Origin of the sequence: Hydrogenophaga sp. T2 (assembly GCF_049843535.1) — a bacterium.
In the GTDB taxonomy this organism is placed as follows: Bacteria; Pseudomonadota; Gammaproteobacteria; order Burkholderiales; family Burkholderiaceae_C; genus Hydrogenophaga; species Hydrogenophaga crocea.
In genome coordinates, this window is record NZ_JBBHZJ010000006.1 from 307,462 (window position 1) to 328,404 (window position 20,943).

A 20,943-nucleotide genomic window follows, 5' to 3' on the forward strand; every position below is an offset into this window, starting at 1 on the left:
TGCAAATGGACAGGCATCTCCAATCCATGAGGTGCGCCATGTCCGAATTCTTCGACCCGTACAACGCCGACAAGCCGCTGATGCTCAAGTGCAGCTGTGGCCGCGACCACAGCGTGGCCGAACACCAGGCCGAAGAGGCCGCGGCCGCGCAGGCCGCCGCCACGCTGCGCGAGCGCAGCGAGACCAGCGAGTTCGAGGCCTACAGCAACGCCTTCGTCGAGGCCACGCTGGTGAAGTCGCTGTTCCCGCATGAGCCGGTGCGGCGCGCCTTCCTCAAGGCCGTGGGCCGGCGCACCGCCATGGCCGCCATCGCCAGCGTGCTGCCCGTGGCCAGCCTGCAGGCCATGGCGCAGGAGAAGGGCGCGCTCGAGAAGACCAAGCTCAAGGTGGGCTTCATCCCCATCACCTGCGCCACGCCGCTGATCATGGCCCACCCGCTGGGCTTCTACAGCAAGCAGGGCCTGGACGTGGAGGTCACCAAGACCGCGGGCTGGGCCCTGGTGCGCGACAAGATGATCAACAAGGAGTACGACGCCTCGCACTTCCTGTCGCCCATGCCGCTGGCCATCTCGCTGGGCCTGGGCAGCAACGCCGTGCCCATGAACGTGGCCACGGTGCAGAACATCAACGGCCAGGCCATCACGCTCAGCCTCAAGCACAAGGACAACCGCGACCCGAAGAACTGGAAGGGCTTCAAGTTCGGCATCCCCTTCGAGTACTCGATGCACAACTTCCTGTTGCGCTACTACCTCGCGGAGAACGGCCTCAACCCCGACACCGACGTGCAGCTGCGCGTGATCCCGCCGGCCGAGATGGTGGCCAACCTGCGCGCGGGCAACATCGACGGCTTCCTCGGCCCCGATCCCTTCAACCAGCGCGCGGTGTTCGACGAGGTGGGCTTCATCCACGTGCTCACCAAAGACCTCTGGAACGGCCACCCTTGCTGCGCCTTCGGCACCAGCACCGAGTTCATCCGCCAGAACCCCAACACCTTCGCGGCCCTGTACCGCGCGGTGCTCAACGCCGCGGCCATGGCACGCCAGCCCAAGAACCGCGAGCTCATCGCCAAGGTGATCGCGCCCACGCAGTACCTGAACCAGCCCGAGGCGGTGCTCACGCAGGTGCTCACGGGCCGCTTCGCCGACGGCCTGGGCAAGATCCAGAACGTGCCCGAGCGCGCCGACTTCGACCCCATGCCCTGGCAGAGCATGGCGGTGTGGATGCTCACGCAGATGCAGCGCTGGGGCTACATCAAGGGCGAGGTCGATTACAAGCAGATCGCCGAGCGCGTGTTCCTCATCACCGACGCGCGCAAGCACATGAAGGACCTTGGCCAGGACTTCAAGGCCGGCCCGGCCTACGAGAAGCACACCATCATGGGCAAGGTGTTCGACCCGGCCAAGCCCGCCGAGTACCTCAACAGCTTCGCGATCCGCAAGGCGGCCTGAGATGAAGCGCCTGCACCTCAACCTGCGCGCCGCGCTGGTCTCGCTGCTGCTGTTCGCGGTCTTCATCGGCGCCTGGCAGCTCGCCACCACCACCGGCGCCGCGGGCGCGGCGGCCGGCAACCTCACGGCCGAAGAGATCGAGTACGCCAAGATGATGGGCAAGGACCCCACGGGTGGCGCCGCCAAGGGCAGCGGCTTTCCGCCGCCGCTGGAGGTCGCACGCACCAGCTGGGGCCACCTGTCGGACCCGTTCTACGACAACGGCCCCAACGACAAGGGCATCGGCATCCAGCTCGCGCACTCGCTGGCGCGCGTGGGCCTGGGCTTCGTGCTCGCGATGCTGGTGGCGCTGCCGCTGGGTTTCCTGATCGGCATGTCGCCGCTCATGCAGAAGGCCTTCAACCCCTTCGTGCAGGTCTTGAAGCCCATCAGCCCGCTGGCCTGGATGCCGCTGGCCCTCTACACGCTCAAGGACTCGAGCGTGAGCGGCATCTTCGTGATCTTCATCTGCTCGATCTGGCCGATGCTGATCAACACCGCCTTCGGTGTGGCCTCGGTCAAGCGCGACTGGCTCAACGTGGCCGCCACGCTCGAGGTGAACCCGCTGCGCAAGGCCTTCCTGGTGATCCTGCCCGCGACCGCGCCCACCATCCTCACGGGCATGCGCATCAGCATGGGCATCGCCTGGCTGGTCATCGTGGCCGCCGAGATGCTCGTGGGCGGCACCGGCATCGGCTACTTCGTGTGGAACGAGTGGAACAACCTCTCGCTCACCAACGTGATCTTCGCGGTGCTGATGATCGGCGTCGTGGGCATGCTGCTCGACCTGGTGTTCGCGCAGCTGCAGAAGGCGGTGACCTATGTGGAGTGATTCCCGTCAACTTGGCCCCGCGTCCGCGGCGCCGGCAACGAAAGATGCGCCCATGAGTGCCAGCCCCCGCGCCTTCCTGCAGGTGGAGAACCTCGGCAAGGCCTACCAGGCCGACCGCCCCGTGTTCGCCGACGTCAACTTCGGCATCCAGAAGGGCGAGTTCGTCTGCATCATCGGCCACAGCGGCTGCGGCAAGACCACCATCCTCAACGTGCTGGCGGGCCTGGACACCGCGAGCCAGGGCCATGCCTTCATGGACGGCCGCGAGATCGCCGGCCCCAGCCTGGAGCGCGGCGTGGTGTTCCAGGGCCATGCGCTCATGCCCTGGCTCACGGTGCGCCAGAACATCGCCTTCGCGGTGCGCTCGCGCTGGCCCGACATGGGCCGCACCGAGCTCGACGCGCAGGTGGAAAAGTACGTGGCGATGGTGGGCCTGGCCCACGCCATCGACAAGAAGCCCTCGCAGCTCTCGGGTGGCATGAAGCAGCGCGTGGGCATCGCGCGCGCCTTCGCCATTCAGCCCAAGATGCTGCTGCTCGACGAGCCCTTCGGCGCGCTGGACGCGCTCACGCGCGGCACGATCCAGGACGAGCTCATGGGCATCGTGCGCCAGACCCAGCAGACCGTTTTCATGATCACGCACGACGTGGACGAGGCCATCCTGCTGGCCGACCGCATCCTGCTCATGAGCAACGGCGCGGAGGCCGGCGGCGTCTACAAGCCCGGCGGTCTGGCCGAGGTGGTCAACAACCCGCTGCCGCGCGATCGCACGCGCACCCAGCTGCACCACCTCGACGGCTACTACGCGCTGCGCAACCACATCGTCGATTTCCTCGTCTCGCGGGCAAGAGCTCACTGACACCCCCGTCGCGCTGCGCGCGTCCCCCTCAAGGGGGCGGCGCCTGCGGCCCGGCAAAGCCGGTTCCGCGGCACCCCTTGTTTAACCCCCGTCACTCAACCACAACCTCCGAGGCAAACCATGAGCCGTATCGCCGTCACCGAAAAGATCGTCACCACCAAGGTCAGCAAAGGGCTGAAGTGGGAAGACGTGGCCAAGAAAGTCGGCCAGTCCAAGGAATGGACCACCGCCCTGTGCCTGGGCCAGATGACCGCCACGCCCGCCCAGGCCAAGGTGCTGGGCAAGATCTTCGGCCTCACCGCCGAAGAGCAGAAATGGCTCCAGGTCGTGCCCTACAAGGGCTCGCTGCCCACCAGCGTGCCCACCGACCCGCTGATCTACCGCTTCTACGAACTCGTGAGCGTGTACGGCACCACCTTCAAGGAGCTGATCCACGAAGAGTTCGGCGACGGCATCATGAGCGCGATCGACTTCAAGATGGACATGAAGCGCCAGGCCGACCCCAACGGCGACCGCGTGAACATCGTGATGTCGGGCAAGTTCCTGCCGTACAAGCAGTACTGAGCCCATGACGGAGCCGCGCCCGCCGCTGCCGCCGTTCACGCGCGAATCGGCCACCGACAAGGTGCGCATGGCCGAGGACGCGTGGAACACGCGCGACCCCGACCGCGTGGTGAAGGTCTACACGCCCGACACCCGCTGGCGCAACCGCGCCGAGTTCCCGCGCGGCCGCGACGAGGTGCACGCCTTCCTCACGCGCAAATGGGCCAGGGAGCTCGAGTACCGGCTCATCAAGGAGCTCTGGGCCTTCGATGGCGCGCGCATCGCCGTGCGCTTTGTCTACGAATGGCACGACGACTCGGGCCAGTGGTACCGCTCGCACGGCAACGAGAACTGGCAGTTCACCGAGCAGGGCTACATGGCGCAGCGCCACGCGAGCATCAACGACCGCCCGATCCATGCGAGCGAGCGCCTGTTCCACTGGCCGCTGGGCCCGCGGCCGGCTGACCACCCGGGGCTGAGCGAACTCGGGCTGTAGCCGCGCCGCGCGCGGGAACCCGAAGCGGCCGGCGCGCGACTCACGGGCTCGCCCGTGAAGCCTGTCCGCCATGTACTGCCGCACCCTCAACTACCGCGATCCCTATGGGCGTTTCGCCATCCTGGTCGAAGAGCAGCCCGACGGCTCGCTCAAGCTCTGGGAGTTCGACGTGCCCGGCGAAGCCGCGCGCCGGCGCTACGTGATCGACAAGGTCGCCGAAAGCCTGGCGCGCCAGAGCCGGCGGCTGCAGGTGGTGTGGGGCGCGGCGCGCGTGGCGCGCCAACGCGCCGACGACCCCATGTGGCCGTGAGGGCTCAGCGGCGCGTGGCCTTGTTGAAGCAGATCACGTGCGGCAGGCCTTCGAAGTGGGCGTCGCAGGTGAGCAGTTCGGCACCGCGTTGCACGGCGCTCGCATAAACGATGGCATCCGCTGTGGCCAGCCTGTGTTCCCGGTGCATCTGGGCCGCGAGCAAGGCGGTGGTGGTGTCGAGTTCGGCCACCTGGCAGGTCATGGTGTAGGCGAGCACCTGGTCGGCCTGTGCCTCGCCCACTTCCCGCCACAGCCACTTGGACAATTCGAGCTGCACGATGGTGGGCACGATGCAATCGGCCGCGGTCGGCAGTTGCTTGCCAAGCTGCTGTCCCAGGGCGGATCCGGTGAGCCATTCGATCCACGCGGAGGTGTCCACCACCCGCAGACGGGCCGCCATCAGTAGCGGTCCTTGCGGTCGCGGTAGCCCTCCTTGTTCCGCGCGCCCTTGGCCAGGCCGGCGAGTTCGTTGAGCGCGGGGACCGGCATCACCAGCACGCCCTTGTCTTTCGGGATGAACACGAACGACTGGCCCGCCTCCCAGCGCAGCTCTTCCCGAACCGCTTTGGGGATGGAGATCTGGAACTTGCTGGACAGGGTGGCGGTCGCGTTCATGTCTGGCCCTTTTGGCATCGATCGACGATTCGTAAGAATAGCCGGTTCGTGATGCCCTGTCAGCCCGGCAGCGGAATCCACTCCTGATCGTCACCCGGCGGCAGCGCGATGCGCCCTGCCGCCCAGTCGGCCTTGGCCTGTTCGATGCGCTCCTTGCGCGACGACACGAAGTTCCACCAGATGTGCCGCTCGCCCAGCGGCTCGCCGCCGAACAGCATGAGCGTGGCCGCGCCGCGCGCGGTCACGAAGGCGTCGGTGTCGGCCCCGAACACCAGCAACTGGCCTGGCTGGTAGGCCTGCCCCGCGTGCTCGACCTCGCCGCGCGCCACGTACAGCGCCTGCTCGGCATGGCCGCCCGGCAGGCGCACGCGCGCGCCCGCCTCGGCCTCGGCGTGCACGTGGAACAGCGGCGAGAGCGTGGTCACGGGGCTCTTTGCGCCGTAGGCCTCGCCCGCCACCAGCCGCCGCCACACGCCGTCCTCGCGCCACTCGGGCAGTTCGGCCTTGGGCGTGTGCGCGAAGGCGGGTGCGGTCTCTTCGTGCTCGGCGGGCAGCGCCACCCAGCTCTGCATCAGCTCCAGCCCGCCGCCCTCGAACGAGTCGGGGTGGGTGAAGCGCTCGCTGTGGCTGATGCCGCGCCCCGCGGTCATCCAGTTCACGTCGCCGGGGCGGATGTCCAGCACCGTGCCCAGGCTGTCGCGGTGCGTCATCGAGCCGCTGAGCAGGTAGCTCACCGTGGCCAGCCCGATGTGCGGATGCGGCCGAACGTCGGCGCCCGCGATGGCCTCGCGCGACAGCGTGACCGGCCCGGCGTGGTCCCAGAAGATGAAGGGACCGACCATGCGGCGCTTCGCGTAGGGCAGCACGCGCCGCACGGTCAGGCCGTGGCCCAGGTCGGCGGCGCGCGCGGTGATCACCATTTCCAGCATCGGGGTCTCCTCGGGTCTCGGGCGGCCATTGTGGGGCCTGGGGCCCGGGCCCGCGCCGCTGGGCGACAATCCCCGCCCCATGCACCTGAGCGAGCTGCACCAACGCCTCACGGCCCTCGGGGCCGGGCCGCTGCATGCGCAGCGCGTGCTGCGCCACTGGCTGCACGCGCTGCCCGCCGACGCCGGCCGCCGCAAACCCGAGCACCACTTTCCCAAGGCCTTGTTCGAGGCCCTGCCCGCGCTGCGCGACGAACTCGCGGGCCTGGCACGGCTGCAGGCCGAGCACCCGGGCGAAGACGGCTCGGCGCGCCTGCTGGTGGCGCTGCGCGACGGCCAGACCGTGGAGAGCGTGCGCCTGCCGCGCGGCGGGCTCTGCGTGTCGACCCAGGTCGGCTGCGCCGTGGGCTGCGGCTTCTGCATGACCGGCACGGGCGGCCTGATCCGCCAGCTCGGCAGCGCCGAGATCGTGGCCCAGGTGGCGCTGGCGCGTGCGGGCCGGCCGGTGAACAAGGTGGTGTTCATGGGCATGGGCGAGCCCGCGCACAACCTCGACGCGGTGCTCGAGGCCATCGGGCTGCTGGGCACCGTCGGCGGCATCGGCCACAAGAACCTGGTGTTCTCCACCGTGGGCGACGAGCGCGCCTTCGACGCGCTGCCGCGCGGCGTGGTCAAGCCCGCGCTCGCGCTCTCGCTGCACACCACCCGCGCCGATCTGCGCGAGCGGCTGCTGCCGCGCGCCCCGCGCCTGTCGCCCGAGCAGCTCGTGGAGCGCGCCGACGCCTACGCGCGCGCCACCGGCTACCCGGTGCAATACCAGTGGACCCTGCTCGACGGCGTCAACGACGGCGACGACGAGATCGAGGGCATCGTGCGCCTGCTCGGCGGGCGCTACGGCGTGCTGAACATGATCCCGTACAACGCCGTGGACGGCCTGCCGTTCCAGCGTCCCGCGTGGGAGAAGGCGGCCGACATCGCGCGCCGCCTGCACCGCCGCGGCATCCTCACCAAGCTGCGCCATTCCGCGGGGCAGGACGTGGACGCCGGCTGCGGCCAGCTGCGCGCGCGCTCGCTCGACACCGGCGAGCGCGTGGTGGCGCTGCGCCGGCGCCCGGTGGGCAGCGCCGGCCCGGCCTGAACACGGCGCGGCCTGTCGCCCTCAGCCCCGCGCCCAGCGCGCCAGCGTGGGCGTGACCATGGGCACCGTGAGCATGGTGCTGCCCACCGCCATCAGCAGCAGCGCGGTGAAGGTGGCGCTGGTGATGAGGGCTTTGTCGAGCAGCACGTTGGCGAAGATGATCATGATCAGCGCCTTGGTCTGCAGCAGCCAGCCGATCACGCGTGCCTCGTCGCGCGGCCAGCCGAGCCAGCGGCCCGCCAGCCGCATGGCGAGCAGCTTGCCGCCCACCGACACCGCCAGCAGCAGCGCGGCCGCGCCGAGCACCGCCAGGCCGCCGGCCTGCCATTCGGTGCGCAGCCCGGTGCTCAGGAAGAACACCGGCATGACCACCAGCAGCACGTGGTGGCGCAGCTGGTCGAGCTGGGCCTGGTCGAACCACTCGGCGTCCATCACCGCACCGGCCAGGAACGCGCCCACCATGTAGTGCAGGCCGGCCCAGTCCGCGGCCAGGCCGCAGGCGGCCAGCCAGATCAGGCCCAGGTACCAGCGGTCGGCCGGCGGCACCGCGCGCATGAGGCGGCGCATGAACAGGGTGCACAGGCCGAACACCGCGAGGAAGCCGATCTGCCGGCCCACGCGCGCCCATTCGGTGAGGATGATGGCGAGCACGGCCCAGATCACGATGTCGTCGAGGCTGGCGTAGCGCAGGATGCGCTGGCCCAGCGGCGCGCGCAGGATCTGCAGCTTCTCCATCAGCAGGATCAGGATGGGCAGGGCCGTGACCGCGCAGGCCATGCCGATGCCGAGCAGGAACTGCCAGGGCAGCGCGCGCGGCCCGATCCAGCCCGGCGTCAGCAGCAGCACCACGGCCGCGGCCGCGCCCAGCAGCAGCGGCACACCCAGCGCCAGGCCCGCGGTGATGCCGCTCTCGCGCCGGTGCGCCCAGGCCTGGCGCAGATCGAGCTCGATGCCCGCGATCCACACGAACAGCATCACCGCCCACTGGGCCACGCCCGAAAGCGCCTGGGTCACGGGCGCGTTGAAGACGAAGCGGTGGAGCTCGGGAAACGCCGCGCCGAGCACGCCGGGCCCGAGCACGATGCCGGTGAGGATCTGCACCACCACCAGCGGCGCGACGGGGTCGGTGCGGCCCAGCCGCCAGACCAGGTAAGGCAGGCTGAACACGATCAGCAGGGCGACCAGGAAGATTTCGGAGGAGCTCATGCGCGCGCGGTGGGGGCGGAGCGCGCGAGTGTGCCAGCGCCCGCGCGCCCATACGGTGGCCCCGGTCGCGGACCGCCTAGTGCAGCGTGAGCGGCAGCGAACCCGTCTTCACCCGCACCACCGGCGCGCGCGGCACGTAGGGCGCGGGCGCGGCGCCGCAGATGTCGGCCGCGATCGCGCGCGCCTGGCGCGCGATGGGTTCGATGTAGCGGCTGGGCTGGCCGTCGATGGCGATGCAGTCGCCCAGCGCGTGGATGCGCTCGGCGCTGGTGCGCAGGTTGTGCGGCGTCACGCGGATGCCGTTGTCCCAGGCCAGGCCCGCGCTGCGCGCAAGCCGCCCGGGCGTCTCCAGGCCCGCGGCCACCACCACCTGGTCGGCCGCGAAGCGCTGGCCATCGGTGGTGGCGAGGCGCAGCCGATCGCCCACCCGTTCGAGCGACTGCACCTGCACCCCGCCCACGAAGCGGATGCTCAGGTCGCGCCAGGCCTGCAGCAGCTGCGTGCCCGCGCCCTGGGCCTGCCAGCGCGCCAGCGGCTGGTCGCAGGCGTCGAGCAGCGTCACGCGGTGGCCGCCGATCGCCAGGTCGTTGGCGAGCTCGCTGCCGATCAGGCCCGCGCCCACGATCAGCACCTCGCGCGGGGCGTCGCCGAGCCGCTGGCGCAGGCGCTGGTAGGCGGCCAGGTGGTTCACGCGCCAGCACAGCTCGGGCGGCAGGCCCTCGGGCACGCGCGCCTGCGCGCCGTGCGCGAGCACCAGGTGGTCGTAGCACAGGTTGCCGCGCGTGGTGCGCAGGGTGCGCGTGTCGGTGCAGATGCGCACCGCCTGTGTGTGCGGCAGCAGACGCAGGCCCAGTCGCGCGGCGGCGTCGGCGCCGCGCTCGCGCACCAGCGCGCCGTCGTCGAGGCGGCGCGCGATGGCCACCGACAGCAGCGGCTTGTCGTACACGTCGCCGGCGCACTGGCTCACGAGCGTGATCGGCAGCGTGGGGTGCAGCGCGCGCAGCGCCTCGGCGGTCTGCCAGCCCGCGCGGCCCGCCCCCACGATCACCACGCCGGCCTCGCCGCCGCTGGCGGGCAGCGTGGCGCTGGCCGTGGCGCGCGCGCGCAGCGCGTCGATGGCGGGCGCTTCGTAGAGCCGGAAGTCGGCCTTGGTCACGCCGCACAGCGGGCAGGCCCAGTCCTCGGGGATGTCCTCGTAGCGCGTGCCGGGCGCGAGGCCGCTGTCGGCGTCGCCCACGGCCTCGTCGTACACGTAGCCGCAGGCCTCGCAGAGGTACTGGCGGTAGGGGCCGAGCGCGCGCACGGCCTGAGCGGTGGCGGTGACGGCAAGGGTGGGGGCGGCGGGCGTGTTCATGCGGGCATGGCCTCGGCGCTCAGGCGCGCGATCTCCTTGCGCAGGTGCTTGATCGCGGGCGTGACGATGGCCACGAAGTGCGACTCGCGCACGCGGCGCTGCACCTCGCTGCTCAGCAGGTAGCCGCGCGCGCCCTGGTGCAGCAGCGCCGACTGCGCCGCGCGCAGCGCGAGCTCGGCGCCGTGCGCGCGCGCGTCGAGCACGTCGATGAAGAAATCCACCGAGGGGTCGAAGGGCGTGTCGGCCAGCGCCATCACGCGCGCGGTGAGTGCGTCGAGCTCGGCCTGCAGCGCCGCGGGCCGGTCTTCGAGAAACTGGTTCACGTGGCCGAGCTGGTCTTCCACCGCCCACATGGTGTCGATCGCGCCCTGCGTCACGCCCACGGCCATGCCGCACTGGAGCAGCACGAAGGCGCCGCGGATGCGCGCGATGAAGGGCCTGGCCGGGTCGGCCATGGTGTCGTCGGCGCCGATGAACAGGTCTTTCACGCGCAGTGCATAGGTGCCCGTGCCTTCCATGGCCGAGAAGCTCGGGCAGTCGCGCAGCTCCACGCCGGGGGCGTCGCAGCGCAGCAGGAACATCACCTCGCGCACCACCTCGCCCTGTTCGTTGACCACGCCCGCGAGCGCGCCGCAGGCGTGGCCCGGGCCCAGGTTGCTGACCCAGGGCAGGGTGCCGTTGACGCGGTAGCCGCCCTCGACCGGCGTGGCCTTGAGCAGCAGGCCCTCGATCTGCGCGTAGCTCTTCATGGGGTTGGACATGGCCGTGCCGCCGAGCGCGTCGCCGCGCGCCAGTGCCATCAGCACCTCGCCCGTGAGCGCGGGGTTGCCCGAGGCCTGCAGGTACAGGCCGCACACGGCCTGGCACCAGACCATGAAGCCGGTGGCGCCGCACACGCGCGAGACCTCGGCCATGGCCTGCAGGGCCAGCCGGTAGTCGCCGCGGCCCGCGGGCGCGTCGAGGTGCGCGCTCATGGCGCCGAGCGCGGCCAGTTGTTGCAGTTCGGCGCGCGGGTAGTAGCCCTCGCGGTCGATGGCCTCCACCACGCGGGCCAGCGGGCCGCGCGCGACGTCGCGCACGGCGGCCAGCACCGCGTCGGGGCTGAGGGGCGCGAGCGGGTCGCGGGGCAGGTCGGCCAGGTCCATGGTGTTCAGGCCATCGAGATCTCGAACGGGATCGGGTTGCGCATGGTGTTGGCCACGGGCGAGTAGTAATTGGCGTGGCGCACGATCTCGTCGAGTTCTTCGCGCGTCGCGTCGCCTTCCACCAGCACCTTCACGCGGATGGCCTGAAAGCCCATCTCGGGCGGCTGCTTCTCCAGCGCGCCGCCCGCGCCCCAGGCCGCGGGGTTGCCGATGTCGCCTTCGAGGAAGACCTCGAGGCGGCTGAGCTTCACGCCCTTCCAGGTGGCGACCGCGGTCACGCCCACGGCGATGCAGCCGCCCAGGCCCGAGAGCACGATCTCGCCCGGCGCGGGCGCGGTGTCCTGGCCGAACAGGTGCAGCGGCTCGTCCACCACCACCGGTGCGTGGTTGCCCACGTAGCTGAGGGAGCGGTACTGGCCCTCCATGACGGTGTGGACCTTGTTGGTGCCGCGGCTGCCCGGGTTGGCCTTGCCCTTGGCGGCGAAGGCCGCCAGGCCGGCGGCGTCGATGGGACGCAGGTGGGCCTTGACGGTGGTGGGTTCGGCGGTGGCGGTGGTGGACATGGTGTCTCCGTGGGGGTTGAAAAAAACGGGGGATCAGGCGGCGAGCGCCAGGGCGGGCTTGGCCGCCTTGATCGGCAGGCCGGTTTCGATGGGCAGCGCGGGGTCGCGCGACCACTCGTTCCAGGAGCCGAAGTACATGCGCACGTCGGCGAAGCCGGCCTGCTTGAGCGCGAGGAAGGTGTTGGACGCGCGCGCGCCCTTGAAGCAGTAGAGGTAGATCGTGTCGTCGGTGCCCACGCCCACGGTGGCGAGTTCGGCCTTGACCTCGTCGGGCGTCTTGAACACCGGGCCCTGCGGCGAGGGCTTCATGAAGCGGTACCACTCGACCCATTTCGCGCCCGGCAGGCGGCCCTTGCGCGGCGCGAAGTCGCGGCCGTAGGGGCTGGAGCTTTCGCCGATCCACTCGTCCACGTCGCGCACGTCGAGCAGCACCACGTCCGTGCCCAGGGCCTTCTCCACATCGGCCTGGGTCAGCATCACGTCGGTGGTGGCGAGCGCGGGGAAGGTGGCGGGCACCGGCGTGGCGGCTTCGGTGCTCACCGGCAGGCCCGCGGCCTTCCAGGCGCTGAAGCCGCCATTGAGCACCTTGACCTTGGGGTAGCCGAGCCAGGTGAGCAGGTAGTAGCCGCGGCACGACTGGCCGTAGCCGCTGTTCATCGCGTCTTCGTAGAACACCGCGGTCTCGGCGCCCGACAGGCCCACCGCGCCGAGCGCGGCGGCAAAGCTGCTCTTGAGCGCTTCCAGGCCCTCGGGCGTGGAGGTGGCGAGGTAGGTGAAGATCTCGCGCAGGTTGACCGCGCCGGGGATGTGACCGGCCGCGTAGGCCTCGGGGTCGCGTGTGTCGATGACGACCACGGGGTCGCTGGCTTGCAGGGTTTGCAGTTGCTCGGGGGCGATCAGGGTGGCTTCGATGCTCATGGAGACCTCGCGAGGTTGAAGGGCCGGAAGGGATGTCCGGCCCTGCACAGCGCAACGCTCGTGCCAGCCCCGCCAGAGGTCGAAAAATTCAATTAAATCAATGATTTACGCGCAGGCCCCGGTTCCCGTTCCGGGCCGTGGCGCGCCACTGTGTCGACACTTTGTCCACACAGTGCGCGGCCGTGGCAGCGCTCAGCGCAGCCGTGCCTTGCGCAGCCGGTAGCTGAACTGGCGCAGCGTGAGGCCCAGGCTTTGCGCCGCGCGCGTCTGGTTGCCCTGGTGGCGCGCGAGCGCGTCGCGCAGCGCCTGCACGCTGTGCGATTGCGCGCTCTGGTAGTCGCGCACCAGCGGCGCTTCGCTGGCCAGCAGCGGGCCACTCGCGGGTTGCGCCGCGGCGCGCTCGTGCTCGGGCATGAAGCGGCGCAGCGCGGCCGCGCCCACCAGCGGGTCTTCGGCCAGCAGCACCACGCGCTCGATCAGGTTCCCCAGCTCGCGGATGTTGCCGGGCCAGTCGTGCGCCTCGAGCGCGGCCAGCGCGTCGGCCGCCAGGTGCACGTTGCGCTGGTGCGCCTGGTTGGCGCGGCTCACGAAGTGCAGCGCGATGGCGCGGATGTCTTCGCGCCGCTCGCGCAGGCTGGGCAGGCGGATCGGCACCACGTTGAGCCGGTAGTACAGGTCCTGGCGGAAGCGGCCGGCCTGCACGTCGCGCGCGAGGTCGCGGTGGGTGGCGGCCACCAGGCGCACGTCCACGCGCACCTCGCGGCTGCCGCCCAGTCGCACCAGCGTGCCTTCCTGCAGCGTGCGCAGCAGCTTGCTCTGCAGCGCCAGCGGCAGCTCACCGATCTCGTCGAGGAACAGCGTGCCGCGGTGCGCCTGCTCGAACCAGCCCGCGCGCGCGCCGGCCGCGCCGGTGAAGGCGCCGCGCTCGTGGCCGAACAGCTCCGACTCGAACAGCGACTCGGGAATGGCCGCGCAGTTGACCTTGATGAAGGGCTGGTCGCGCCGCGGGCTCGCCAGGTGCACCGCGCGCGCGAACAGCTCCTTGCCCGAGCCCGATTCGCCCAGCAGCAGCACCGTGGCCTGCGACTGCGACACGCGTTCGAGCTCGGCCAGCGCCTGCAGCAGCGGCGGCGAGCGGCCGATGAGGCCGTAGCGCGCGGCCGCGCTGTCGAGCGCGCGCTCGAGCGCGGCGTTGCGTACCTGCAGCTGGCGCGTCTGCTCGGCCACGAGTTGCTCGAGTTCGAGCAGCTGGCCCGCGAGCGTGGCCAGGATGCGCAGCAGCGCGAGGTCGTCGTTGAGGTGGCGCTGGCGGCTGCGGATGCGGTGGCAGGCCAGCACGCCCACGGTGGCGCCGCGCACCGCCACCGGCAGCGCGATGAAGGCCACGGTCTGGGGCGGCAGCTGCGCGCGCCGCACGCTGCGGAACAGGAACAGCGGCTCGGCGTCCACGTCCTGCACGATGGCGGGCAGGCCGCTGGCGAGCACGCGCCCGGTCACGCCCTCGCCCCAGCGGTAGCGGCCGCGCGCACGCTCGGCCGCCGTGAGGCCGTAGGCGTGGCGGATCGCCGCCTGGCGCGTGCCGTCGGGCGCGGGGTCGTCGTCGACCAGCACCAGGCGGCCGCGGTTGAGCCCGAGCAGCTCGCTCATGAGGTGCAGCATCTCGTGGAACACATCGGCCGGTGCCAGGCTGCGGCCCACCAGGGCCATCACCTGGCGCATCAGCAGCAGTTCCTGGCCGCGCCAGTCGGTGGCGGCGTCGGGGCGGTCGGCGGGCAGGGCGGCGGGGCTGGGCATGGTGCTTCCCGCTTAGCAAGGCCCGCACCAGCCGCCAACAACCAGCCGCTAAAATCGCGGGTTCTCAAGGAGCGTTGCAGCGCCCGTCCCCGCCACGGGGCACCGGGCGTCAGGCTTGAGCGGGCATGACCAGCCCCAACGACGCTCACCAGACCGGTTTCTTGCAAACAACCCTGGTGAGCCGCATGTCCGCCGACCCCGTTCCGTCTTCCGTTCCCGCCGCCACCCCCGCCGTGCGCCCCATGCTGCTGTCCGGCCTGGAGCCGCTCGTCATCGGCGAGGGCAGCCTGTTCGTCAACGTCGGCGAGCGCACCAACGTCACGGGCTCCAAGGCCTTCGCGCGCATGATCCTCGAAGGCCGCTTCGAAGACGCGCTCGCGGTCGCGCGCCAGCAGGTGGAGAACGGCGCGCAGATCGTGGACGTGAACATGGACGAGGCCATGCTCGACAGCGAGGCCGCCATGGTGCGCTTCCTCAACCTCATGGCCGGCGAGCCCGACATCGCACGCGTGCCGGTGATGGTCGACAGCTCCAAGTGGAGCGTGATCGAGGCCGGCCTGCGCTGCCTGCAGGGCAAGGGCGTGGTGAACTCGATCTCGATGAAGGAAGGCGTCGAGGAATTCAAGCGCCAGGCGCGCCTGATCAAGCGCTACGGTGCGGCCACCGTGGTGATGGCCTTCGACGAAAAAGGCCAGGCCGACACCTACGAACGCAAGATCGAGATCTGCGAGCGCGCCTACCGCATCCTGGTCGACGAGGTGGGCTTCCCGCCCGAGGACATCGTCTTCGACCCCAATATCTTCGCGATCGCCACCGGTATCGAGGAGCACAACAACTACGCGGTCGACTTCATCGAGGCCACGCGCTGGATCAAGCGCAACCTGCCGGGCGCCAAGGTCTCGGGCGGCGTGTCCAACGTGAGCTTTTCCTTCCGCGGCAACGACCCGGTGCGCGAGGCCATCCACACCGTGTTCCTGTACCACGCGATCCAGGCCGGCATGGACATGGGCATCGTCAACGCCGGCATGGTCGGCGTGTACGACGAGCTCGAACCCGTGCTGCGCGAGCGCGTGGAAGACGTGGTGCTCAACCGCCGGCCCGACGCGGCCGAGCGCCTGCTCGAGATCGCCGAGACCGCCAAGGGCGCGGCCAAGGACGATTCGCAGAAGAACGCCTGGCGCGAGCTGCCGCTGCGCGAGCGCCTGTCGCACGCGCTGGTGCGCGGCATCAACGACTTCATCACCGAAGACACCGAGGCCATGTGGCGCGAGATCGAGGCCGGCGGCGGGCGTCCGCTCAACGTCATCGAAGGCCCGCTCATGGACGGCATGAACGTGGTGGGCGACCTGTTCGGCCAGGGCAAGATGTTCCTGCCGCAGGTGGTCAAGAGCGCGCGCGTGATGAAGCAGGCCGTGGCCCACCTGCTGCCCTACATCGAAGAAGAAAAGAAGCGCCTGGAGGCCGCGGGCGGCGACGTGCGCAGCAAGGGCAAGATCGTCATCGCCACCGTCAAGGGCGACGTGCACGACATCGGCAAGAACATCGTCACCGTCGTGCTCCAGTGCAACAACTTCGAGGTGGTGAACATGGGCGTGATGGTCCCGTGCCACGAGATCCTGGCCAAGGCCAAGGTCGAGGGTGCGGACATCGTGGGCCTGTCGGGCCTGATCACGCCCAGCCTCGAAGAGATGCAGTACGTGGCCAGCGAGATGCAGAAGGACGAGCACTTCCGCGTGCGCAAGATCCCGCTGCTGATCGGCGGCGCCACCACCAGCCGCGTGCACACCGCGGTGAAGATCGCGCCGCACTACGAAGGCCCGGTGGTCTATGTGCCGGACGCCTCGCGCAGTGTGAGCGTGGCGCAGGGCCTGCTGTCCGAGCAGGCCGCGGCCTACATCGCCGAGGTCAACGCCGACTACGAGCGCGTGCGCCAGCAGCACGCCAACAAGAAGCCCGTGCCGCTGTGGCCGCTCGAGAAGGCGCGCGCCAACCGCACGCCGATCGCCTGGGCCGGCTACACGCCGCCCGCGCCCAAGTTCATCGGCCGCCGCGTGTTCAAGAACGTGGACCTCGCCGAGCTCGCGAAATACATCGACTGGGGCCCGTTCTTCCAGACCTGGGACCTCGCCGGCCCCTTCCCCGAGATCCTCAAGGACGAGATCGTGGGCGAGGAAGCGCGCCGCGTGTTCAGCGACGGCAAGCGCATGCTGCAGCGCCTGATCGACGGCCGCTGGCTGCAGGCCAACGCGGTGATCGGCCTGTACCCGGCCAACAGCGTGAACAGCGACGACATCGCGCTCTACGCCGACGAGTCGCGCGAGCGCCCCGCGCTGGTCTGGCATGGCCTGCGCCAGCAGACCGAGAAGCAGGAGGTGGGCGGTGTGATGCGCCCGAGCCGCTGCCTGGCCGATTTCGTCGCGCCGCAGGGCGTGGCGCGCGACTACGTGGGCGTGTTCGCCGTCACCGCGGGCATCGGTGTCGAGAAGAAGGAGCAGCAGTTCCTCGCCGACCACGACGACTACTCGGCCATCATGTTCAAGGCCCTGGCCGACCGCCTCGCCGAGGCCCTGGCCGAGCAGATGCACCAGCGCGTGCGCACCGACCTCTGGGGCTACGCGCCGCACGAGGCGCTGAGCAACGAGGAGCTGATCGCCGAGAAGTACCAGGGCATCCGCCCCGCGCCCGGCTACCCGGCCTGCCCCGACCACAGCGTCAAGCGCGGCCTGTTCGAGCTGCTGCAGGCCGGCGAGATCGGCATGTCGCTGACCGAGAGCCTGGCCATGGCGCCCGCGGCCAGCGTGAGCGGCTTCTACCTGAGCCACCCGCAGAGCACCTACTTCAACGTCGGCAAGATCGGCGACGACCAGCTCGCCGACCTCGCCGAGCGCAGCCGCGTGGCGCGCAACGAACTGCAGCGCTGGCTGGCCCCCAACCTCTGAGCGCCCGCGCTCAGCGCGCGGCCAGCGCGCGCCGGTACTGCACCGCTTCGGCCACGTCGGCCGCCTGCACCGCGCCATGGCCGGCCAGGTCGGCGATGGTGCGCGCCACGCGCAGCGCGCGGTGCACCGCTCGGCCGCTCCAGCCCAGCCGCGTGGCCGCGGCCTGCAGCAGCTGCCGCGCGGGCGCGTCGGCCCTCGCGTGTTCGTCCAGCGCCTGCCCGCGCAAGGCCTGGTTGGCCACGCCCTGCCGCTGCAGCGCGCGCTCGCGCGCGGCCATCACGCGCGCGCGCACCGCGGCGCTCGGCTCGCCGCCCGGGCCCTGCAGCAGCTCGGTCGCGGGCAGGGCGGGCACCTCCACCTGCAGGTCGATGCGGTCGAGCAGCGGGCCGCTGAGCCGGCCCTGGTAGCGCGCCACCTGCTCGGGGCTGCAGCGGCAGGCGCGCGTGGGGTGGCCCAGCCAGCCGCAGGGGCAGGGGTTCATGGCCGCCACGAGCTGGAAGTCGGCCGGGAACTCCACCTGCCAGGCCGCGCGCGCGATGCGGATGCGCCCGGTCTCCAGCGGCTCGCGCAGCGCTTCGAGCGCGTGGCGCGGGAACTCGGGCAGTTCGTCGAGAAAGAGCACGCCGCGGTGGGCGAGCGAGATCTCGCCGGGCCGCGGCGGCGAGCCGCCGCCCACCAGCGCCGCGGCCGAGGCGCTGTGGTGCGGGCTGCTGATGGGGCGCCGGCCCCAGTCGGCCGCGCAGAACCGGCCCGCGAGCGAGGCCACGGCCGCGGCTTCGAGGGCCTCGTGGTCGGCCATGGGCGGCAGCACGCCGGGCAGGCGCTGGGCCAGCATCGACTTGCCGGCGCCCGGCGGCCCCACCAGGAGCAGGCTGTGGCCGCCGGCGGCCGCGATTTCGAGCGCGCGCCGCGCGGCCGCCTGGCCGTGCACCTCGGCCAGGTCGGGCCCGGGCAGTGGTGCGGCCGGCGTGCGCGCGGCCACCGTGCTCCAGCCCCCGTCCTCGCCGCTGGCCGGCCGCTCGCGCCGGTAGCGCGCGGCCACGTCGGCCAGGTGGCGCGCGCGCACCACGCGCGCCTGCGGCACCAGGGCCGCTTCTTCGGCGCTGCCCGGGGGCAGCACCAGCAGCATGGGCACGGGCTCGCGCGCCAGCGCGAGCGCCATGGCCAGCGCGCCACGCACCGGGCGCAGCTCGCCGCCCAGCGACAGTTCGCCCGCGAACACCGCGTGGGTGAGCGCTTCCTCGCTGATCTGACCACTGGCGGCGAGGATGCCCAGGGCAATCGGCAGGTCGAAGCGGCCCGAGTCCTTGGGCAGGTCGGCCGGCGCGAGGTTGACGGTGATGCGCTGGCTGGACGGGAATTCGAGCCCGCTGTGGGCGATGGCCGCGCGCACGCGCTCGCGCGCTTCCTTCACCTCGGTGTCGGCCAGGCCCACCAGCGTGAAGGCCGGCAGGCCATTGGCCAGGTGCACCTCCACGGTCACCGGGCGGGCCTGCAGGCCCTGCAAGGCTCGGCTGTGCACGCGCGCCAGTCCCATGCGTTGTCTCCCTGGATGGGTGCGTGGCCGCCCGCTGCGGCCACGGGGCGGCGATTGTGGCGGCGCGCCAGGCCCGATGCTGCCCGGGGGTGTCGGGCCCGATCGGCGCCAAGCTGGTGCGGCGCTGAGGCGCCGCGCGCGACGGGCGGTCGCGGTGCTCCCCAATCTGGGCCCTGAGGCACTGGATTGGTGCCATTCGGCGGTGCGCGGGCGGGCGCTGCCGGCCCAGGCCTCTTTCTGGTGCCCTGCGTTCCCCAGGGGGTACACCGACTTGGCACACAAGCTGCTAATCCCGAGGTCGGATCAACCAACTCCCTGGAGGGATCGTCGTGAAAATGGTTTCAGCCGTCATCAAGCCGTTCAAGCTGGACGAAGTGCGCGAGGCACTGTCCGGTGTGGGCGTGCAGGGCATCACCGTCACCGAAGTCAAGGGCTTCGGCCGCCAGAAGGGCCACACCGAGCTGTACCGCGGCGCGGAGTACGTGGTCGACTTCCTGCCCAAGGTCAAGATCGAGGCCGCCGTGGCCGACGACCTCGTGGAGCGCGTGATCGAAGCCATCGAAGGTGCGGCCCGCACCGGCAAGATCGGCGACGGAAAGATCTTCGTTTCCCCGCTCGAACAGGTGGTTCGCATCCGCACCGGTGAAACCGGCAACGAGGCGATCTGAGCCATTTCCCGCATTCCAACCGAGATCATCCAAATGAAGAAATTCCTGGCTTCCCTGTTGCTGGGCCTGGGCCTGGCGATCGGCGGCGGCGCAGCCCTCGCCCAGTCAACCCCTGCGGCCGACACGCCGGCCGCTGCCGCGCCGGCCGCGGCCGCACCCGCGGCTGAAGCGCCGGCTGCCGCCGCTCCGGCGGCCGCCGCCGAAGCACCGGCGGCTGCACCCGCCGCCGCCCCCACGCCCGACAAGGGCGACGTGAGCTGGCTCATGGTGTCCACGCTGCTCGTGACCTTCATGGCCGTGCCCGGCCTGGCCCTGTTCTACGGCGGCCTGGTGCGCAGCAAGAACATGCTGTCGGTGCTCATGCAGGTGATGGTCGTGTTCTCGCTGGTGGTGGTGCTGTGGGCCGTCTACGGCTACAGCCTGGCCTTCACCGAGGGCAACGCCTTCTTCGGCGGGCTCAGCCGCCTGTTCCTCGCGGGCACCTGGGACAACGTCGCCGGCACCTTCGCGATGGGCGCCACCTTCAGCAAGGGCGTGGTGATCCCCGAACTGCTGTTCGCTGCCTTCCAGGCCACCTTCGCGGGCATCACCTGCGCGCTGATCGTGGGCGCCTTCGCCGAGCGCATCAAGTTCTCGGCCGTGCTGCTGTTCACCGTGATCTGGTTCACCTTCAGCTACGCCCCGATCGCCCACATGGTGTGGTTCTGGATGGGCCCGGACGCCTACACCAGCCCCGACGTGGTCGACGCCATGAACGCCAAGGCCGGCTACATCTGGCAGCACGGCGCGCTCGACTTCGCAGGCGGCACCGTGGTGCACATCAACGCCGCCGTGGCGGGCCTGGTGGGCGCCTTCATGGTGGGCAAGCGCATTGGCTACGGCAAGGAAGCCATGGCGCCGCACAGCCTGACGCTGACCATGGTCGGTGCCTCCATGCTGTGGGTGGGCTGGTTCGGCTTCAACGCCGGCTCCGCCCTGGAAGCCAACGGCTTCGCCGTGCTGGCCTTCATCAACACCCTGGTCGCGACCGCCGCCGCCGTGCTGGCCTGGAGCCTGGGTGAGTCCATGCTCAAGGGCAAGGCCTCGATGCTGGGTGCCGCCTCGGGCGCCGTCGCCGGCCTGGTGGCCATCACCCCGGCCGCCGGCAACGTCGGCATCCCCGGTGCGCTGGTCATCGGCCTCGTCGGCGGCTTCGCCTGCCTCTGGGGCGTGACCGGCCTCAAGAAGATGCTCGGCGCCGACGACTCGCTCGACGTGTTCGGCGTGCACGGCGTGGGCGGCATCGTGGGTGCGCTGCTGACCGGCGTGTTCAACTCCCCCAACCTCGGCGGCCCCAGCCTGGTGGCCGACTGGACCACGGTGGCCATGGTCGCCCCCGATGCCTACTCGATCGCCTCGCAGGTCTGGATCCAGGCCAAGGGCGTGCTGCTCACCATCGTGTGGTCGGGCGTGGTTTCCGTGGTCGCCTTCAAGATCGTGGACCTGACCATCGGCCTGCGCGTGAGCGAAGAAGCCGAGCGCGAAGGCCTGGACATCACCTCGCACGGCGAGACCGCCTACAACCGCTGATCTCCTCCAGGGTCACCCCCCGTCGACGGGCGGGGTGGTCATCC

Annotated in this window: 20 protein-coding genes and 1 riboswitch; of the genes, 10 read left to right on the plus strand and 10 right to left on the minus strand. The window is 70.9% G+C overall.

Annotated elements, in window-relative coordinates; all coding sequences use genetic code 11:
* Window positions 1-38 precede the first annotated feature (38 nt).
* From WDZ95_RS16105 to WDZ95_RS16130, 6 genes are all read left to right on the plus strand, one after another.
* Entirely contained in the window at window positions 39-1,448 is a 1,410-nt protein-coding gene (locus WDZ95_RS16105; protein WP_425779852.1) for a CmpA/NrtA family ABC transporter substrate-binding protein, read from the plus strand.
* Between the two features lies 1 nt (window position 1,449).
* Window positions 1,450-2,319 (plus strand): nitrate ABC transporter permease, encoded by an 870-nt coding sequence (ntrB, locus tag WDZ95_RS16110; protein ID WP_425779854.1) that lies wholly within the window; start codon window positions 1,450-1,452, stop codon window positions 2,317-2,319.
* The gene (locus WDZ95_RS16115; protein ID WP_425779856.1) at window positions 2,309-3,178 is read left to right on the plus strand and encodes an ABC transporter ATP-binding protein; all 870 of its coding nucleotides are present in this window, start codon (window positions 2,309-2,311) and stop codon (window positions 3,176-3,178) included. The genes ntrB and WDZ95_RS16115 overlap by 11 nt, the downstream gene beginning before the upstream one ends.
* 120 nt (window positions 3,179-3,298) lie before the next feature.
* Entirely contained in the window at window positions 3,299-3,742 is a 444-nt protein-coding gene (gene cynS / locus WDZ95_RS16120) for a cyanase (protein WP_425779858.1), read from the plus strand.
* A 4-nt stretch (window positions 3,743-3,746) separates the two neighbouring features.
* A complete protein-coding gene (locus tag WDZ95_RS16125) occupies window positions 3,747-4,217 on the plus strand; it encodes a DUF1348 family protein (protein WP_166229309.1) in 471 nt (156 codons plus the stop codon).
* A gap of 70 nt (window positions 4,218-4,287) precedes the next feature.
* Window positions 4,288-4,527, plus strand: coding sequence for a hypothetical protein (locus WDZ95_RS16130; RefSeq protein WP_425779860.1), 240 nt, complete (start codon window positions 4,288-4,290; stop codon window positions 4,525-4,527).
* Window positions 4,528-4,531: 4 nt separating this feature from the next.
* On the opposite strand, the gene WDZ95_RS16135 is transcribed toward WDZ95_RS16130, so the two are convergent.
* From WDZ95_RS16135 to WDZ95_RS16145, 3 genes are read right to left on the minus strand one after another with little or no spacing between them, the layout of a single operon-like run.
* Entirely contained in the window at window positions 4,532-4,927 is a 396-nt protein-coding gene (locus WDZ95_RS16135) for a type II toxin-antitoxin system VapC family toxin (RefSeq protein ID WP_425779862.1), read from the minus strand.
* Window positions 4,927-5,142, minus strand: a complete 216-nt coding sequence (locus tag WDZ95_RS16140; protein ID WP_425779864.1) for an AbrB/MazE/SpoVT family DNA-binding domain-containing protein — start codon at window positions 5,140-5,142, stop codon at window positions 4,927-4,929. The genes WDZ95_RS16135 and WDZ95_RS16140 overlap by 1 nt, the downstream gene beginning before the upstream one ends.
* 59 nt (window positions 5,143-5,201) lie before the next feature.
* Window positions 5,202-6,071 (minus strand): pirin family protein, encoded by an 870-nt coding sequence (locus WDZ95_RS16145; RefSeq protein ID WP_425779866.1) that lies wholly within the window; start codon window positions 6,069-6,071, stop codon window positions 5,202-5,204.
* A 79-nt stretch (window positions 6,072-6,150) separates the two neighbouring features.
* On the opposite strand from WDZ95_RS16145, the gene WDZ95_RS16150 reads away from it, so the two are divergent.
* Entirely contained in the window at window positions 6,151-7,206 is a 1,056-nt protein-coding gene (locus tag WDZ95_RS16150; RefSeq protein ID WP_166229317.1) for an RNA methyltransferase, read from the plus strand.
* A 21-nt stretch (window positions 7,207-7,227) separates the two neighbouring features.
* On the opposite strand, the gene WDZ95_RS16155 is transcribed toward WDZ95_RS16150, so the two are convergent.
* The 6 genes from WDZ95_RS16155 to WDZ95_RS16180 form a co-directional block, all read right to left on the minus strand.
* Window positions 7,228-8,412, minus strand: a complete 1,185-nt coding sequence (locus WDZ95_RS16155) for a cation:proton antiporter (RefSeq protein WP_425779869.1) — start codon at window positions 8,410-8,412, stop codon at window positions 7,228-7,230.
* A gap of 76 nt (window positions 8,413-8,488) precedes the next feature.
* Window positions 8,489-9,766, minus strand: a complete 1,278-nt coding sequence (locus WDZ95_RS16160) for an FAD-dependent oxidoreductase (protein ID WP_425779871.1) — start codon at window positions 9,764-9,766, stop codon at window positions 8,489-8,491.
* On the minus strand, window positions 9,763-10,911 hold the full coding sequence (locus WDZ95_RS16165) for an acyl-CoA dehydrogenase family protein (RefSeq protein ID WP_166229322.1): 1,149 nt from the start codon (window positions 10,909-10,911) through the stop codon (window positions 9,763-9,765). Before WDZ95_RS16165 ends, WDZ95_RS16160 begins: the two co-directional genes overlap by 4 nt.
* 5 nt (window positions 10,912-10,916) lie before the next feature.
* Complete coding sequence (locus tag WDZ95_RS16170; protein ID WP_166229324.1) at window positions 10,917-11,474, minus strand: OsmC family protein; 558 nt, start codon at window positions 11,472-11,474, stop codon at window positions 10,917-10,919.
* 33 nt (window positions 11,475-11,507) lie between these two features.
* Complete coding sequence (locus tag WDZ95_RS16175) at window positions 11,508-12,392, minus strand: sulfurtransferase (RefSeq protein ID WP_425779874.1); 885 nt, start codon at window positions 12,390-12,392, stop codon at window positions 11,508-11,510.
* A gap of 192 nt (window positions 12,393-12,584) precedes the next feature.
* The gene (locus WDZ95_RS16180) at window positions 12,585-14,186 is read right to left on the minus strand and encodes a sigma 54-interacting transcriptional regulator (protein WP_425779876.1); all 1,602 of its coding nucleotides are present in this window, start codon (window positions 14,184-14,186) and stop codon (window positions 12,585-12,587) included.
* 60 nt (window positions 14,187-14,246) lie between these two features.
* A riboswitch (S-adenosyl-L-homocysteine riboswitch) is annotated at window positions 14,247-14,340 on the plus strand.
* 31 nt (window positions 14,341-14,371) lie between these two features.
* Between WDZ95_RS16180 and metH the strand changes: the two genes are divergently transcribed.
* Window positions 14,372-17,125 (plus strand): methionine synthase, encoded by a 2,754-nt coding sequence (gene metH / locus WDZ95_RS16185; RefSeq protein ID WP_425779878.1) that lies wholly within the window; start codon window positions 14,372-14,374, stop codon window positions 17,123-17,125.
* A gap of 10 nt (window positions 17,126-17,135) precedes the next feature.
* Here metH and WDZ95_RS16190 read toward each other — a convergent pair whose 3' ends face one another.
* The gene (locus WDZ95_RS16190; RefSeq protein ID WP_425779880.1) at window positions 17,136-18,662 is read right to left on the minus strand and encodes a YifB family Mg chelatase-like AAA ATPase; all 1,527 of its coding nucleotides are present in this window, start codon (window positions 18,660-18,662) and stop codon (window positions 17,136-17,138) included.
* Between the two features lie 329 nt (window positions 18,663-18,991).
* On the opposite strand from WDZ95_RS16190, the gene WDZ95_RS16195 reads away from it, so the two are divergent.
* Together WDZ95_RS16195 and WDZ95_RS16200 are read left to right on the plus strand one after the other, a co-directional pair.
* Window positions 18,992-19,330, plus strand: coding sequence for a P-II family nitrogen regulator (locus WDZ95_RS16195; protein ID WP_070400158.1), 339 nt, complete (start codon window positions 18,992-18,994; stop codon window positions 19,328-19,330).
* Window positions 19,331-19,363: 33 nt separating this feature from the next.
* The gene (locus WDZ95_RS16200; RefSeq protein WP_166229334.1) at window positions 19,364-20,899 is read left to right on the plus strand and encodes an ammonium transporter; all 1,536 of its coding nucleotides are present in this window, start codon (window positions 19,364-19,366) and stop codon (window positions 20,897-20,899) included.
* Window positions 20,900-20,943: the final 44 nt, after the last annotated feature.